The sequence below is a fragment of the Halomonas elongata genome (genome assembly GCF_029081005.1).
In the GTDB taxonomy this organism is placed as follows: domain Bacteria; phylum Pseudomonadota; class Gammaproteobacteria; order Pseudomonadales; family Halomonadaceae; genus Halomonas; species Halomonas elongata_B.
The window spans coordinates 95,100-110,738 of sequence record NZ_JAJQTQ010000010.1; the positions used below are offsets into that span (position 1 = coordinate 95,100).

Annotated in this window: 14 protein-coding genes; 6 read left to right on the forward strand and 8 right to left on the reverse strand. The window is 63.5% G+C overall.

Annotated features, from left to right (window positions below; translation table 11 throughout):
- Positions 1–20: 20 nt before the first annotated feature.
- The 5 genes from lptE (at position 21) to LU493_RS09555 (ending at position 3,631) form a co-directional block, all read left to right on the forward strand.
- Entirely contained in the window at positions 21–512 is a 492-nt protein-coding gene (gene lptE, locus LU493_RS09535; RefSeq protein WP_275287556.1) for an LPS assembly lipoprotein LptE, read from the forward strand.
- Between the two features lie 10 nt (positions 513–522).
- Entirely contained in the window at positions 523–1,581 is a 1,059-nt protein-coding gene (holA, locus tag LU493_RS09540) for a DNA polymerase III subunit delta (protein WP_275287557.1), read from the forward strand.
- 136 nt (positions 1,582–1,717) lie between these two features.
- On the forward strand, positions 1,718–2,107 hold the full coding sequence (locus LU493_RS09545; RefSeq protein ID WP_275287558.1) for a PA2779 family protein: 390 nt from the start codon (positions 1,718–1,720) through the stop codon (positions 2,105–2,107).
- 16 nt (positions 2,108–2,123) lie between these two features.
- On the forward strand, positions 2,124–3,068 hold the full coding sequence (locus LU493_RS09550) for a PA2778 family cysteine peptidase (RefSeq protein WP_275287559.1): 945 nt from the start codon (positions 2,124–2,126) through the stop codon (positions 3,066–3,068).
- Positions 3,069–3,199: 131 nt separating this feature from the next.
- Positions 3,200–3,631, forward strand: a complete 432-nt coding sequence (locus tag LU493_RS09555; protein ID WP_275287560.1) for a DUF488 domain-containing protein — start codon at positions 3,200–3,202, stop codon at positions 3,629–3,631.
- 161 nt (positions 3,632–3,792) lie between these two features.
- On the opposite strand, the gene nqrM is transcribed toward LU493_RS09555, so the two are convergent.
- The 8 genes from nqrM to LU493_RS09595 form a co-directional block, all read right to left on the reverse strand.
- Complete coding sequence (gene nqrM, locus LU493_RS09560; RefSeq protein WP_275287561.1) at positions 3,793–4,047, reverse strand: (Na+)-NQR maturation NqrM; 255 nt, start codon at positions 4,045–4,047, stop codon at positions 3,793–3,795.
- 173 nt (positions 4,048–4,220) lie between these two features.
- Positions 4,221–5,453: an NADH:ubiquinone reductase (Na(+)-transporting) subunit F gene (nqrF, locus tag LU493_RS09565; RefSeq protein ID WP_275287562.1), complete on the reverse strand. Its 1,233-nt coding sequence runs from the start codon at positions 5,451–5,453 to the stop codon at positions 4,221–4,223.
- A 69-nt stretch (positions 5,454–5,522) separates the two neighbouring features.
- A complete protein-coding gene (gene nqrE / locus LU493_RS09570) occupies positions 5,523–6,140 on the reverse strand; it encodes an NADH:ubiquinone reductase (Na(+)-transporting) subunit E (protein WP_149320413.1) in 618 nt (205 codons plus the stop codon).
- A gap of 1 nt (position 6,141) precedes the next feature.
- Positions 6,142–6,810, reverse strand: coding sequence for an NADH:ubiquinone reductase (Na(+)-transporting) subunit D (locus LU493_RS09575; protein ID WP_275287563.1), 669 nt, complete (start codon positions 6,808–6,810; stop codon positions 6,142–6,144).
- A 2-nt stretch (positions 6,811–6,812) separates the two neighbouring features.
- Positions 6,813–7,625, reverse strand: a complete 813-nt coding sequence (locus LU493_RS09580) for a Na(+)-translocating NADH-quinone reductase subunit C (protein WP_275287564.1) — start codon at positions 7,623–7,625, stop codon at positions 6,813–6,815.
- The gene (locus tag LU493_RS09585) at positions 7,625–8,851 is read right to left on the reverse strand and encodes an NADH:ubiquinone reductase (Na(+)-transporting) subunit B (RefSeq protein ID WP_275287565.1); all 1,227 of its coding nucleotides are present in this window, start codon (positions 8,849–8,851) and stop codon (positions 7,625–7,627) included. Before LU493_RS09585 ends, LU493_RS09580 begins: the two co-directional genes overlap by 1 nt.
- Positions 8,851–10,200, reverse strand: coding sequence for a Na(+)-translocating NADH-quinone reductase subunit A (locus tag LU493_RS09590; RefSeq protein ID WP_275287566.1), 1,350 nt, complete (start codon positions 10,198–10,200; stop codon positions 8,851–8,853). Before LU493_RS09590 ends, LU493_RS09585 begins: the two co-directional genes overlap by 1 nt.
- Positions 10,201–10,492: 292 nt before the next feature.
- Positions 10,493–11,956 carry a glyceraldehyde-3-phosphate dehydrogenase gene (locus LU493_RS09595; RefSeq protein ID WP_275287567.1) on the reverse strand — a complete coding sequence of 488 codons (1,464 nt, stop codon included), beginning with the start codon at positions 11,954–11,956 and terminating at the stop codon, positions 10,493–10,495.
- Positions 11,957–12,138: 182 nt separating this feature from the next.
- Here LU493_RS09595 and mfd point away from each other — a divergent pair, with 182 nt between their 5' ends.
- Positions 12,139–15,585, forward strand: a complete 3,447-nt coding sequence (mfd, locus tag LU493_RS09600) for a transcription-repair coupling factor (RefSeq protein ID WP_275287568.1) — start codon at positions 12,139–12,141, stop codon at positions 15,583–15,585.
- Positions 15,586–15,639: the final 54 nt, after the last annotated feature.

Here is a 15,639-nt window from a genome sequence, read left to right on the forward strand (position 1 = left end):
CCACTGCCCAAGGAGTTCCCATGCAGCGTCGAACCCTGCTCCGACTGACCCTGGCCGCCGGCGCCTCCCTGGCGCTGGGGGGGTGCGGCTTTCGCCTGAGAGGGCTGGACACCGCCGACCTGCCTTTCGCTTCGCTGGCCGTGGATGGCGCGGGGGATGATGTCTCCCGGCTCGCCGTCGAGCGGCTCCAGGCGGCAGGCGTGAGTGTCGACGGGACCGCCCCGCAGGTGTTGAACCTGGGTCCGGAAACCTTCAACGAGCAGCGCCTGAGCGTACTGGATTCCGGTCGCCAGGAATATGACATGACCCTCGGTGTGCCCTTCTCCGTGCAGCGTCGCGAAGACGGCGCCTATCGACTCGATCAGCAGCGCATCGAGGTTCAGGAACGCTTCACCCTGAGCAGCGACAATCTGCTCTCCGGCGATGAGCGGCGTACCGAGGTGCGCCGCCGGCTGCGTCGCGAGGTGGTCGATCAGCTACTCGACCGGCTGCGGACCCTGGACGGGCAATGAGGGAACAACCGTGAAGGTCTTCGCCGACAAGCTCGAGGATGCCCTGGCCAAGTCCCTGCCTCCGGCAGTGATCGTCGCCGGCGATGAGCCCCTGCAGCACATGGAAGCCTGCGACGTTGTGCGCGGTGCGGCACGCAACGCCGGTATCGAGGAACGCGAAGTGCTCCATGTCGAGGCCAACTTCGCCTGGGGACGCCTGCTCGAAAGTTCCGCCAGCCTGTCGTTGTTCGCCTCGCGCAAGCTCATCGAGTTGCGACTGAACGGCAAGCCCGGCCAGGAGGGCGCCAAGGCCCTCAAGGAATATGCCGAGGGCATGGCCGAGAGTGACAACATCCTGTTGATCGCCTCCGCCAAGCTGGACTACCGCGAGCAGAAAAGTGCCTGGTTCAAGGCACTGGACAAGGCCGGGCTCTTCGTTCCGGTATGGCCCGTGGATGCCTCCCGGCTGCACTTCTGGCTACGCGACCGCGCTTCCCGACATGGGCTGACCCTGGATCTCGATGCCGCACGCCTGCTCGGGGAACGCACCGAGGGCAACTTGCTGGCCGCCGACCAGGAGTTGCAGAAACTGGCCCTGATCCTGCCTCCCGGGTCACGAGTTCCCCCCCAACAGGTCGCCGGTGGCGTGGAAGACAGTGCCCGCTTCGATGTCTTCACCCTGCTGGATGCCTGCCTCAAGGGCGAACGCGCCCGAGTGTCACGCATACTGGTCGGCTTGCGCGGCGAAGGGGTCGAGCCGCCCATCGTGCTATGGGCCCTGACCCGTGAGCTGCGGCTGCTGCTGTCGATTCACCAGCACCTGGACCAGGGCCAGAGCCTCGAACATGCCTGCAAGGCCCAGAAGCCGCCGATTTTCGACAAGCGCCGTCCCGCCTACCAGCAAGCCATCCGTCGCCTGCCCATGAAACGACTGCACAAGCTGCTGTTGTTTGCCCAGCGTCTCGATCTGACCATCAAGGGAGCCGGCGCCATCCCTCTGTGGGACGGCCTGCACGACCTGGCACTGACGCTGGCCGGGGGGCGCGGGCCTCTGGCGGAATTGCCCTCTTCCTATCGAATCGGCGGATGAAAGCCCGAGCGATTCGTGAAATGTCAGACACTTATCCGCTATAATGAAGCCTCATCGTCATCATCGCGGCGCATGGACGCACACGCGGAGCCGACACGAGCCGTCGTACCCACTTTCCATCAAAGGATACTTCCCCATGAAACGACTCAGCCGTCTCCTCAGCCCCCTGCTGATCGCCGCCCTGGTCATCGGCAGCCTGCCGGCCGTCGCTGCCGTGCCCGACAGCGATCTGGTCGGTACCGCCGATGTCCTCGATGCCAGCACCCTTCAGCAGGACCGCGAACGCATTCGCGACGTTCTCGCCCGTGACGATGTGCAGCGTCAGCTGCAGCTGCAGGGCGTCGATGCCGATGAAGTACAAGCCCGAGTCGCGGCACTCTCCGACGCCGAGGTGAGCGAGATGGCCGATCGGCTCGACCAGATGCCCGCCGGAGCCAGCGTCATCGGCGCCCTGTTTGCCGTCTTCGTGATCCTGCTGGTGACCGACATCCTCGGTCTCACCGACGTCTATCCCTTCACTCGCTGATCGAGAGGCGCCGCGCATGATTCGCCTGCTTCGGCAGCCAGGAAACGCCCGCCTCGCGGGCGTTTTCGCGTTGCTGAGCCTCATCCTGATCCTCGCGGGCTGTGCCTCGACGCCGACCCTGTCCCCCGAAACCGCTCGCGCACTTCCCCAGCGGACCCTGCTCGACGACGTCCCTTTCCGGGGACAACGCGACTACCAGTGCGGCCCCGCTTCCCTGGCCATGGCACTCGGCGCCAGCGACATCTCGGTGGACGTCGACACCCTGATCCCCCAGGTCTTCCTGCCCGGCCGAGAAGGCAGCGTGCAGCCCGAGATGCTGGCTACGGTGCGCCGCCATGGACGCATTCCCTTTCCAGTCGAAGGGGGCTTCGAAGCCCTGCTCGGCGAGCTCGACGCCGGCCACCCCGTGGTGGTGATGCAGAACCTGTCGCTCCCCCTGTGGCCGGTCTGGCACTACGCGGTGGCCATCGGCTACGACCGGCCAGCCGAGGAAATGGTCCTTCACAGCGGCATGACCCCCGGACGGCGGGTAGCCTTCGATCGTTTCGATGCGACCTGGGCACGCAGTGATCGCTGGGCGTTCGTTGCCCTGCCCTCCGGCGACCTGCCGGCCGATGACGATGTCGACAGCGCCATCCGGGCCATCACCGACTTCGAGTCCGTACAGGGCGCCGAGGCCGCCCTGCCGGCCTGGAATGCCTTGGCCGAACGCCACCCCGGCTCTGCCATGACGCACTTTGCACAAGGCAACGCCCGGCATGCCACCGGTGACGCCGATGCCGCCATCGATGCCTTTCGCGCGGCGACCAAATCAGATCCCGAACTGGCGCCCGCCTGGCTCAATCTTGGATTGCTGCTCAAGGCCCGGGGCGACGCCGAACAAGCGCGGCATGCCTTCGAACAGGCGGCGGCGTTGCCTGGCCCCTGGCAGTCGCGCGCCAGGGAAGCACTATCGACCTGACGACCGAGGCAATCGTTCTGACTGTCGTCCTCGCCACCATGGCGCCGATGTGTATATCTGCTGACGTGGAAAGGGCTAGCAACGGACTCGCGACCGGCGACGGCCACTCGAACAGGAGAGGAGAACCTAACGTGAGCTATGAGATCGTGCTCAAGCGCGTCTACCAGCCCATCGAGCCCGACGATGGCGCCCGCCTGCTGGTGGATCGGCTCTGGCCCCGCGGCAAGCGGCGCGAATCGCTGGCACTGACCGACTGGTATCGGGATGCCTCACCGTCTCCCACCCTGCGTCGCCAGTATCACCAGGGCGAGATCAGCGCCAGCGTCTTCGCCACCCGCTATCGAGGCGAACTGCGCGACGCGCCCGATCATCTATTGCCACTGATGCGCCATGCCAGAGCCGGGCGCCTGACCTTGCTCTCCGCGGCGCGCGACCTGGATGCCTCCCACCTGCCGGTGCTCAAGGAAGCCGTGCTGGCGGCCTTGTACGAGGAGGATGCGGCAGACTACGAGCCTGCCTCGCCGCCATGCTTCGGCCATGAGCGGCCCTCCGACGACGCATGAGTTCCCGGGAATATCCAGGCACGCCAATGTCGTCGGCGCCTTCCCTCGAAAACTCGACCTGGAACACTGCACGGCCCTATGGTCCGACACCTGACGCAATCGGGGTTCAGGGTGGCTGGCAGCTTCAGGCATCGAGTCTATAGCCGATAGCGTGCGTGCGATCAGCGCCGCGTGGCATCGTACCCCAGGTCGGCACCGCTGTTCTCGTCACTGCGACGGCGTGCGCGGTCCTGCTTGCGGTTTTCCTCCTCGCAGACCTCATCCTTGCCACCGCAGACTTCGCAGCCTTCCTTGAGGCCAAGGTTGTTGAGCCCGCCACAGGACCCCTGGATGGGACGGCGCCCCATAATGACGCCCACGGCCATGGCCGCCACGATGACCAGCATCAGGGCCAGAACGACCAGAAAGGTACTCATGATAATTCTCCAGCATGAAGGGAATGGGACCTGTACCTGGTATGACCATGACATCCGGTCATGAGATCCCCATCGGACTCCTTGTCGGGTATGCCGACAGCGATGCGATCGACATACCCGACGAAAAGACCGAACGGGCCGGCACGAAGGCCGGCCCCGGGTCTATTCGGTGGTCAGCCACCGAAATCGTCCAGCATGATGTTTTCCGGTTCGACGCCAAGATCCACCAGCATCTTGATCACCGAAGCGTTCATCATGGGCGGCCCGCACATGTAGTACTCGCAGTCCTCGGGCGCCGGATGGTCCTTGAGATACTCCTCGTAGAGCACATTGTGAATGAAGCCGGTCGCCCCCTCCCAGTTATCCTCGGGCAAGGGGTCGGACAGCGCCAGGTGCCACTCGAAGTTATCGTGCTCTTCGGCCAGCTTGTCATATTCTTCATTGTAGAAGGTCTCCCGCCAGGAGCGGGCGCCATACCAGAAGGTGATCTTGCGCTTGGAATCCAGGCGCTTGAGCTGGTCGAAGATGTGGCTGCGCATCGGCGCCATGCCGGCACCGCCACCGACGAACACCATCTCCGCGTCGGTATCCTTGGCGAAGAACTCGCCGAAGGGCCCCATCACGGTCACCTTGTCGCCCGGCTTCAGGCTGAAGACATAGGTCGACATCAATCCCGGCGGATGACCGGTATTGGGCGGCGGCGTGGCGATACGCACGTTGAACTTGAGGATACCCTTCTCTTCCGGGTAGTTGGCCATGGAATAGGCACGGATGATCTCTTCGGTATTCTTGTGGGAAATGTCGAAGAGGCCGAACTTCTCCCAGTCGCCCTTGTACTCTTCCTCGATATCGAAGTCGGAGAACTTGATGTCATAGGGCGGCGCCACCAACTGCACGTAACCACCGGCGCGGAAGGCGACATCCTCGCCTTCGGGAAGACGCAGGTTGAGCTCCTTGATGAAGGTCGCGACGTTGGGGTTCTCGATGACCTCGCATTCCCACTTCTTGACGCCGAAGACCTCCTCGGGCACCTCGATCTTCATGTCCTGCTTCACCGGTACCTGGCAGGACAGGCGCCAGCCTTCCTTCTTCTCGCGCAGGGTGAAGTGAGACTCCTCGGTGGGCAGGATCGAGCCGCCCCCCTCTTCCACGCGGCACCGGCACTGGGCGCAGGACCCGCCGCCGCCACAGGCAGAAGACAGGAAAATGCCATTGGCGGCCAGGGTATTGAGCAGCTTGCCGCCCGCCTGGGTGGTCAGGGTGTTCTCGGGGTCGCCGTTGATCTCGATGGCGACGTCACCGGTGCTCACGAGCTTGCTCCGGGCGGCCAGGATCACCGCCGTCAGACCGATGATGACCACGGTGAACATGACCACACCGAGCAAGATGACTGTTGTATCAACCATGTCGGTTTCCTATTGCTTGCGTTGCCTGGTGACCGGTGGCCAACGGCCACCGGCAGAACACGACTCACCTCAGAGCTGGATGCCGGAGAAGGACATGAAGCCCAACGACATCAGGCCGACGGTGATGAAGGTGATGCCCAGGCCCTGCAGGGAGGCGGGCACGTCGCTGTACTTGAGCTTCTCGCGAATGCCGGCCAGGGCGGTGATCGCCAGTGCCCAGCCGAAGCCGGCACCCAGGCCGTAGACCACGGATTCGCCGAGATTGTAGTTGCGCTCGGACATGAACAGGGTCGCCCCGAGGATCGCGCAGTTCACGGTGATCAGTGGCAGGAAGACGCCCAGGGCGTTGTAGAGCGCCGGCACGTACTTGTCCAGGAACATTTCCAGGATCTGCACGATGGCGGCGATGACGCCGATATAGCTCAGGTAGCCGAGGAACGTCAGGTCGATGTTCTCGGCACCGGGGATCCCGGTCCAGACCAATGCCCCCTCGCCGAGCAGATAGGTCAGTATCAGGTTGTTCACCGGCACGGTGATGGTCAGCACCACGATGACGGCGATGCCCAGGCCGAACGCCGAGGAGACCTTCTTGGATACGGCCAGGAAGGTACACATGCCCAGAAAGAACGCCAGGGCCATGTTCTCGACGAAGACCGAGGCGACGAACAGGCTCAGATAATGTTCCATGTTACACGGCCTCCTTCGGCTGGGTGTTGGCCTTCATCTCGAACTCGTTCTCCTCGACCTGCTCGGGGTTGATGGCACGCAGCACCCAGATGATGAAGCCGATGATGAAGAAGGCGGACGGCGGCAACAGCATCAAGCCATTCGGCACGTACCAGCCACCGCTGGACACCGTCTCCAGCACGGTGAACCCGAATACGCTGCCGGAGCCGAACAGCTCACGGAAGAAGCCGACGGTCATCAGGATGAAGCCATAGCCGATGCCATTGCCGACACCGTCCAGGAAGGACAGCCCCGGCGTGTTGGTCATGGCGAAGCCTTCGGCGCGCCCCATCACGATGCAGTTGGTGATGATCAGGCCGACGAAGACCGACAGCTGCTTCGACATCTCGTAGGCATAGGCCTTGAGAATCTGGTCCACCACGATCACCAGCGAGGCGATAATCGTCATCTGAACGATGATGCGGATGGAGGACGGGATATGATTGCGGATCAACGAAACGAAAAAGTTGGAAAAGGCCGTCACGAAGATTACCGCCAACGACATGACCAGCGAGACGCTCATGCTGCTGGTCACCGCCAGGGCACTACAGATACCCAGTATCTGCAGTGCAATGGGGTTGTTCTTGAAGATCGGCGTCGTCAGGACGCCCTTGGCAGTCGGTGCAGACATCTTCAGGCTCCTTCAGTCTCGTCGGTGGAGGCGGTATTCACCGCTTCCTGATCAGTGCCACTGCGGAACTTGGCCAGATAGTTGCCGAAGCCCTCGGGCCCGAGCCAGAACTGCAGCATGTTGGTCACCCCGTTGCTGGTCAGTGTGGCACCGGAGAGCGCGTCGACTTCGGTCTTTTCGCTCGCGCCACCCTTGACCAGGCCGATTTCCGGCTGGGCATCGTTGCCGTCACCATAGATCTGCTTGCCTTCCCACTGCGACTTCCAGCTCGGAGTGTCGACCTTGGCGCCCAGCCCCGGCGTTTCGGAGTGCGAATAGTAGGTGATGCCAACGATGGTGTTGCCGTCACCCTCGACCGCCAGATAGCCACGCATCAGGCCCCAGAGGCCCTGGCCGCGAATCGGCAGGATCAACTGCTCGGGATCCTGCGGATCCCCCACCAGATAGACGGTGCTGTAATTCTCCTGACGGGCGAGCCCGGCGATGTCTGTCTCACCGGAAAGCGTCCGCGACTGGGCGGGATCCCTGGCGGCTTCGAAACCGCTGAAGCTGTCCGGGTCGAATTCATCGGTGTATTCGCCGCTGCGCAGATCCACGACCTTGGGCGTGACCTTCTGGAACTCTTCCGCCACATCGTCGCCCGGCTCGTAGAGGTCGGCGACGTTGAGGATGTTGGTCTTGCGATCCAGTTCCTGGTTGAGTTGCTGCTTCGAACGCAGCGCCACCGCAGCGGTGGAGACGATGATCGAGCACACGATGCAGAGTGCGAACGCCACCGTCAGGATCTTCTTGATGGAGTTGTTGCTCTGTGCCATCAGGCATTCTCCTCGGCCGGATCACCGGTACGCCGCTGACGGCGCTTGATGTTGGCCTGAACAAAGAAGTGGTCGATCAGCGGGGCGAACAGATTGGCGAACAGGATCGCCAGCATGATGCCTTCCGGGAAGGCCGGGTTCACCACGCGGATCAGGACGGTCATGACGCCGATCAGGGCACCGAAGATAAGACGCCCCGGATTGGTCATGGAGGCGGACACCGGGTCGGTGGCCATGAACACCATGCCGAAGGCGAAACCGCCGATGACCAGATGCCAGTACCACGGCATGGCGAACATCGGGTTGGTATTGGAGCCGATCATGTTGAACAGCGCACTGGTCACCACCATGCCGAGGAAGACACCGAGCATGATCCGCCAGGAAGCGATCTTGGTCCACAGCAGCACCGCTGCGCCGATCAGGATCGCCAGCGTGGAGGTCTCGCCGATCGACCCCGGCATGAAACCGAGGAAGGCATCCCACCAGCTGAACTGGTCGCTCAGGGCGCTCATGCCGTTCTGATAGGCCGTGGACAGTGCCGTGGCACCGGTAAAGCCATCGGCCGCCACCCACACGGAATCACCGGAAAGCTGCGCCGGATAGGCGAAATACAGGAAGGCACGCCCCGTCAGCGCCGGGTTGAGGAAGTTCTTGCCGGTGCCGCCGAAGATCTCCTTGCCGATCACCACGCCGAAGGTGATGCCGAGCGCCACCTGCCACAGCGGAATGGTCGCCGGCAGGATCAGGGCATACAGCACCGAGGTGACGAAGAAGCCCTCATTGACCTCGTGGCCACGCTTGATGGCGAACAATACTTCCCAGAAGCCCCCGACCACGAAGGTCACCAGATAGATGGGCAGGAAATAGGTGGCGCCGAGCACGAGGTTGCCCCACAGGCTGCCCGGATCATGCCCGCCGCCCAGGGTCATGACGATGGCCTCGCGCCAGCCGGTTGCCGCACCGAAGCCATCGGCGATGGCCATGTTGGCCTGCCAGCCGGCATTCCACATGCCGAAGAACATGGCCGGGAAGGTGCACAGCCAGACCGTGATCATGATGCGCTTGAGATCGATGCCATCGCGCACATGCGCCGTGGTCTTGGCCACGCTCGGCGGGGTGTAGAAGATGGTGTCCACCGCCTCGTAGAGCGGATAGAACTGTTCGTACTTCCCGCCCTTGTGGAAGTGCGGCTCGAGATTGTCGAGTGTCTGTCGGATACCCATCATCAGGCCTCTTTCTCGATCATGGTGAGATTATCGCGCAGGATGGGACCGTATTCGTACTTGCCGGGACACACGTAGGTGCACAGCGCCAGGTCCTCCTCATCCAGCTCCAGGCAGCCAAGCTGCATCGCCGTCTCGATGTCACCGACAATCAGCGAACGCAGCAACTGGGTGGGCAGGATGTCCAGCGGCATCACTTCCTCGTAAGCCCCGACGGGCACCATGGCACGCTCGGAGCCGTTGGTGGAAGTGGTCGGTGCGTAGTTACGCAGCCCCTTGAGCTTGGAGAGATAAACCCCCATCACGGAGTGGCGATCGAGACCGGGCGAGATCCAGCCCATGAAGCTCCGCTTGTTGCCTTCCTCGATCAGGCTGAGCTGGCTGTGAAAACGACCGAGAAACCGCAGGCTGCCTTCACAGGTGGCACCGGAGAAAACCGACCCGGAGATCACCCGGGTATCATCGGGGGCCACGACCTCACCGTCCAGCAGCTCTTCGGTACTGGCTCCCTGACGGGTGCGCAGCAGACGCGGCTGCTCGGCACGCGGCCCTCCCACGGCAACGACCCGATCGACATCGAGCCGGCCTTCGGCGAACAGCTTGCCGAAGGCGATGACATCCTGATAGCCGATGTGCCAGACCGACTTGTGAAGTGCCACGGGCGAGAGATGATGGATATGGGTACCGACCAGGCCTGCCGGATGGGGGCCGGAGAAGGTTTCCGTCACGACACCGTCGACATCGCCACCGGGCAACGACGCATCCGGTGCACCGCACAGGAACACCTTGCCCTCGGTCAGACGCGTCAGCACCTTGAGGCCATCCTCGAAGGCCTCGGCCTGCTCGTTGATGATACCGGCGGGATCGGCACTGAGCGGGTGGGTGTCGATGGCGGTGACGAAGATGTTCTCCGGCTCGGCATCCAGGGCCGGCGTCCGCGAGTAGGGCCGCGTACGCAGGGCCGTCCACAGCCCCGACTCGACCAGTTGGTCGACCACGGCCTGGCGTTCGAGCGATGCCAGCCTGTCACGACCATGGGCGGTGAAGGAGACGGCCTCCTCGGTGTCGTCGACCTTGATCACCACCGACAACAGCTTGCGTTTCTCGCCACGGTTGATGGCCACGACCTCGCCCGCCGCCGGCGCGGTGAAACGAACACCTTCGATCTTCTTGTCGGTGAAGAGCAGCTGGCCCAGTTTGACCTTGTCCCCCTCCCGGACCTCCATGGTCGGCTTCATGCCGATATAGTCGGTTCCTAGGACGGCCACGTGACGCACCGGACGCGCATCCTCGATGCGCTGCTCCGGGGCACCCGTGATGGGGAGATCCAGGCCTTTCTTGACTTCGATCATAGTCTCGCCCAGTTGATGGATCGGATATACGAAGGAAAGGGGTATGAATGGGTTCAGATTCTTTTGGTTGTCAGAATGTTACCAGTCGGGCCCGAGATGAACTCGAACCACCCCGAAAATCCCGGTTATTATAAAGAGAAGCCGGTGCGATGACTACCGACCGAAGGTCGCAAGGCGAGCACTGACGGCCTGCGGAATGAGGCCTTTCGACGAGTGGAAATAACGTTGGTCGCGAGAAGCGCGGACCCTGGCAGGATGCGCCGCCCCGCCGGATGACGGGGCGACGTTGCGCTCAGCCCTGTGAGCGGGGCAGCTTGAGGAAGCTCACGTTGGAAACCTGCTGCAGGATACGGATGACCTGGCAGCTGTAGCCGAACTCGTTGTCGTACCAGACGTAGAGCACCACATGCTTGCCATTGGCGATGGTCGCCTGGGCATCGACGATACCGGCATGGCGATTGCCGACGAAGTCGGTGGACACCACCTCGGGCGAATCGACGAAGTCGATCTGCTTCTGATAGTCGGAGCCGATGGACATGCGGCGCAGGTAGTCGTTGAGCGCCTCGACATCGGTATCACGATCCAGCGTCAGGTTGAGAATCGCCATGGACACATTGGGCGTGGGCACCCGGATGGCATTGCCGGTGAGCTTGCCGGACAGTTCGGGCAACGCCTTGGCCACGGCCTTGGCGGCACCGGTTTCGGTCAACACCATGTTGAGCGGTGCGCTACGGCCACGACGGTCGCCCTTGTGGTAATTATCGATCAGGTTCTGGTCGTTGGTGTAGGAGTGCACCGTCTCGACGTGGCCATGGGCGATGCCGAATTCGTCATTGAGCACCTTGAGCACCGGCACGATGGCATTGGTGGTACAGGATGCCGCCGAGATGATGCGGTCATCGCCGGTGATGTCCTGGTGGTTGATACCGTAGACGATGTTCTTGACGTCCCCCTTGCCCGGCGCCGTGAGCAACGCCTTGGAAACGCCCTTGCAGGCCAGATGCTGGCCCAGCCCCTCTTCATCACGCCAGATACCGGTATTGTCGACCACCACAGCATGATCGATGCCATAGGTCGTGTAGTCGATCTCGGCAGGCGAATCGGCGTAGATCACCTTGATGACATTACCGTTGGCGGTCAGGGTGCGAGACTCGACATCGACGCTGATGGTGCCATCGAAGGGGCCGTGCACGCTGTCGCGACGCAACAGGCTGGCCCGCTTCTCGAGATCCTTGGCGATGTCGCCTCGACCACGCACCACGATCGCCTTGAGCCGCAGCAGGTTGCCGCCGCCGGCCTTCTCGATCAGCACACGGGCCAGGATGCGACCGATACGGCCGAAGCCGTACAGCACCACATCCTTGGGTTCACCGGTGCCGGCATCCGGGTCATGAGCATCGACGATCTCGGCCAGTTCCTCGCGCAGAAAGGCCTCGGCATCTCCCCCGCCACGCTTCTTGAAGGCCACGCCCAGCTTGCCGACGTCGACATGCGCCGGCCCCAGATTGAGCGCCTGCATGGCCTGAACCAGCGGGAAGGTATCCTGAACGGAGAGTTCGGTCCCCTCGATCTTGCGGACGAAGCGGTGATCCTTGAGGATCCTGATGACACTACGATTGAACAGTGAACGCCCGAACATGGTGGTCACGACGTTGTTGCGGCGATAGAGGTTGCCGATCAACGGGATCATCTGCTCGGCGATCGCCTGGTTGTCGTGCCATTCCTGGAAGACGGTATCGAGGGATTCCTGACTCACGAGAGGCCTCTCTGTAGGGGGTTGAGATTCGCCGGTATTATCCGAAGCCGGCCCCCGGAGAGCAATCACGGGATGGTCGCAACCGGTGTAGGCGGATTACAACAACCGGCTTCTCACTACATGACACCCGGGGCTGGTATGATGCCCGAAGCCATCCCATTCGACACGACGCGAACGACGCCATGCCGACTTTCTCGCCACTCGCTCCCCAGCGTCCCGAGGGGCTGCGTGACACTCTCTACTGGCAGACACCGCCCGGCAGCGCCACGGCACTGGCCCTGGCCCACCTGGCCGAGGATGCTCCGCTGCTGGTCATCACGGCCGATACCGCCGCCGCCCAGCGCCTGGAAGGCGACCTGGCCTTCTACTCGCATCTGCCGGTACTGCCGTTCCCCGACTGGGAAACGCTACCCTACGATAGCTTTTCGCCCCACCAGGACATCGTCTCGGCCCGCCTGCGCACCCTGCGTCGCCTCCAGGAAGGCGAGCACGGCATCGTGCTGGTACCGATCAACACCCTGATGCAGCGCCTGTCGCCGGTCGACTACATCGCCGGCAGGGTAATGACCCTCGAAGTCGGCATGACACTGGACCGGGAAGGCTTCCGCGAGCGTCTGTCACGCGCCGGCTACCGGGCCGTCGAGACCGTCTACGAACCCGGCGAGTATGCCCTGCGCGGCGCACTCATCGACCTCTACCCCATGGGCAGCGAGATGCCCCTGCGCATCGACCTGTTCGACGACGAGATCGATACCCTGCGCCGTTTCGACCCGGACACCCAGCGCAGCCAGGACAAGGTGGAACGCCTCGAGCTGCTGCCGGCACACGAGTATTCCCTGTCGCGTGATGCCATCGCCTGCTTTCGCGAGGGTTTCGAGACGCTGTTCGATGTCGATCCGCGACAGTGCCCCCTGTATCTGGATGCCTTGAAGGGCATTCCCTCCCCCGGCCTGGAGCAGTACCTACCGCTGTTCTTCGAGGAGACGGCGACGCTGTTCGATCATCTCGCCGACACCACCCGGGTGGCCCTGACGCCGGGGGTGTTCGAGTCCGCCGAGCATCACTGGGCAGCCATCGAGAGTCGCTACGAGAACCTCGGCGTCGACCCCACGCGTCCCTTGCTGCCGCCTCACCGCGCCTTCGTACCGGTGCCCGAAGTCTTCGCCGCCATCAAGCAGTATCCCCGGATCCAGCTCACCGATGCGACGGATCATCCCCACGCCATCGCGCCGGCGGCACGGAACGTGCCGGAAGTGACGATCAACGCCCGGGCAAAGGAGCCGCTCGCAGCCCTCTCCCGTTTTCTCGGAGAGCATTCGACCCGGGTGCTATTCGTCGCCGAATCCCGGGGGCGCCGCGAAGCCCTCGAAGAGACCCTGGCGCCCCTCAGACTCGACCTGCCCCATGCCGACGACTTCCCCGCCTTCCTCGAGGGCGAGTCACGACTGGCCATCACCGAGGGCGCCATCGACGCCGGCTTGTGGCTCGAGACACCGGATCTGGCGGTGATCAGCGAGACCGAACTGTTCGGCGAGGTCGTCCGCCAGAGTCGACGCCGGGAAAAGGCCACCGATGATGGCGAACTGGCCATCCGCCACCTTTCCGAGCTTCGTCCGGGCGCACCGGTGGTTCACCAGGCCCACGGCGTGGGCCGATACCAGGGCCTGGAGACCCTGGAAACGGGCGGCCAGGCCGCCGAATTCGTCGCCCTCGAGTATGCCGACGGTGCCAAGCTCTATGTACCGGTGGACAGCCTGCACCTGATTTCCCGTTATGCCGGTACCGACGACGAACTGGCCCCGCTGCACCGCCTGGGGTCCGAACAATGGGACAAGGCCAAGAAGAAGGCGGCCGAGAAGATCCGCGACACCGCCGCCGAGCTGCTCGACATCTATGCGCGTCGCGAGGCCCGGGAGGGCTTCGCCTGTCAGATGCCGGACGCCGACTACGCCCGTTTCGCCGGCAGTTTCCCCTTCGAGGAAACGCCGGACCAGCGCGCCGCCATCGAGGCGGTCGTCGGTGACATGACGGCGCCTCGCCCCATGGATCGCGTGGTATGCGGCGACGTGGGCTTCGGCAAGACCGAGGTGGCGATGCGAGCCGCCTTTCTGGCCGTGCACTCGGAGCGCCAGGTCGTGGTGCTGGTCCCCACCACCCTGCTGGCTCGCCAGCATTACGAGAACTTCCGCGACCGCTTCGCCGACACCGCGGTCGACATCGAGCTGGTCTCGCGCTTCACCAGCGGACAGGGACAAAGCGCCGCCATGCAACGCATCGAGAATGGCCGTGCCGACATCGTCATCGGCACCCACAAGCTGCTGTCCAAGTCGATGCGTTTCGCCAACATGGGCCTGTTGATCATCGACGAGGAACACCGCTTCGGCGTCGCCCAGAAGGAACGCCTCAAGCAGTTGAGGGCCGAGGTGGATATCCTGACGCTGACCGCCACGCCCATCCCCCGCACCCTCAACATGGCCATGAGCGGCATTCGCGATCTGTCCATCATCGCCACGCCCCCGGCGCGGCGCCTGTCGGTGAAGACGTTCGTCCAGCAGCGTGACGAGTCGGTGATCAAGGAGGCGATCCTGCGCGAAATACTGCGTGGCGGACAGGTCTACTTCCTGCACAATGAGGTCAAGACCATCGAGACCGCCGCCGAAACCGTGCGTGAACTGGTCCCCGACGCCCGGGTCGGCGTGGCCCACGGCCAGTTGCCGGAGCGCTCGCTGGAGCGGGTGATGTCCGATTTCTATCACAAGCGTTTCAATGTGCTGGTCTGCTCCACCATCATCGAGACCGGGATCGACGTCCCCAGTGCCAACACCATCATCATCGAGCGCGCCGACAAGTTCGGCCTGGCCCAGCTCCATCAACTGCGCGGCCGCGTCGGGCGCAGTCACCATCAGGCCTACGCCTACCTGCTGGCACCGCCGCCGCGGGTGCTGACCCGAGATGCCACCAAACGCCTGGAAGCGATCGCCCAGGCCGAGGACCTGGGGGCCGGCTTCACCCTGGCCAGTCACGACATGGAGATCCGCGGCGCCGGCGAGCTGCTCGGCGACGAACAGAGCGGACAGATGGAAGCCCTGGGCTACAGTCTCTACATGCAGATGCTGGATCGCGCAGTGAAGGCCATACGCGACGGCAAGACACCCAACATCGAGGCTCCCCTCGACGAAGGAGTCGAGATCAGCCTCAACCTGCCGGCGCTGATCCCCGACGACTATCTTCACGACATCCAGCAACGCCTGATCATGTACAAGCGCATCAGCAACGCCGAAACCGAAGCCGAGCTCAAGGAACTCCAGGTCGAGATGATCGACCGCTTCGGCCTGCTGCCGGCACCGGTCAAGACCCTGATGCGCCAGACCCGTCTACGCCAGCGGGCCGAACGACTGGGCATTGCCCGACTCGAGGCCGGTGCCGAGCGAGGTCGCGTGATCTTCTCCGGCCATACCCGGGTCGATCCGTTGATCCTGGTCGAGCTGATCCAGCACGACCCGCAGACCTATCGACTCGAGGGCGCCGACACTCTGCGCTTTTCGGCAGACCTGGAGGATGAGACATCGCGCTTCGAGTTCGTGGAGCGACTCCTGGACTCTCTCAATCGCAAGGCCGAGGCGGCATGAGGCTCGCCGGTCACCCGACCCCGGGCGGAGAACCTCCGTCCCGCGGACCACTCC

Coding starts and splice junctions, on each gene's coding strand:
- lptE (WP_275287556.1), top strand. CDS start 21: ATGCAGCGTCGAACCCTGCTCCGACTGACCCTGGCCGCCGGCGCCTCC.
- LU493_RS09545 (WP_275287558.1), top strand. CDS start 1,718: ATGAAACGACTCAGCCGTCTCCTCAGCCCCCTGCTGATCGCCGCCCTG.
- LU493_RS09550 (WP_275287559.1), top strand. CDS start 2,124: ATGATTCGCCTGCTTCGGCAGCCAGGAAACGCCCGCCTCGCGGGCGTT.
- nqrM (WP_275287561.1), bottom strand. CDS start 4,047: ATGAGTACCTTTCTGGTCGTTCTGGCCCTGATGCTGGTCATCGTGGCG.
- nqrF (WP_275287562.1), bottom strand. CDS start 5,453: ATGGTTGATACAACAGTCATCTTGCTCGGTGTGGTCATGTTCACCGTG.
- nqrE (WP_149320413.1), bottom strand. CDS start 6,140: ATGGAACATTATCTGAGCCTGTTCGTCGCCTCGGTCTTCGTCGAGAAC.
- LU493_RS09575 (WP_275287563.1), bottom strand. CDS start 6,810: ATGTCTGCACCGACTGCCAAGGGCGTCCTGACGACGCCGATCTTCAAG.
- LU493_RS09580 (WP_275287564.1), bottom strand. CDS start 7,625: ATGGCACAGAGCAACAACTCCATCAAGAAGATCCTGACGGTGGCGTTC.
- LU493_RS09585 (WP_275287565.1), bottom strand. CDS start 8,851: ATGATGGGTATCCGACAGACACTCGACAATCTCGAGCCGCACTTCCAC.
- LU493_RS09590 (WP_275287566.1), bottom strand. CDS start 10,200: ATGATCGAAGTCAAGAAAGGCCTGGATCTCCCCATCACGGGTGCCCCG.
- mfd (WP_275287568.1), top strand. CDS start 12,139: ATGCCGACTTTCTCGCCACTCGCTCCCCAGCGTCCCGAGGGGCTGCGT.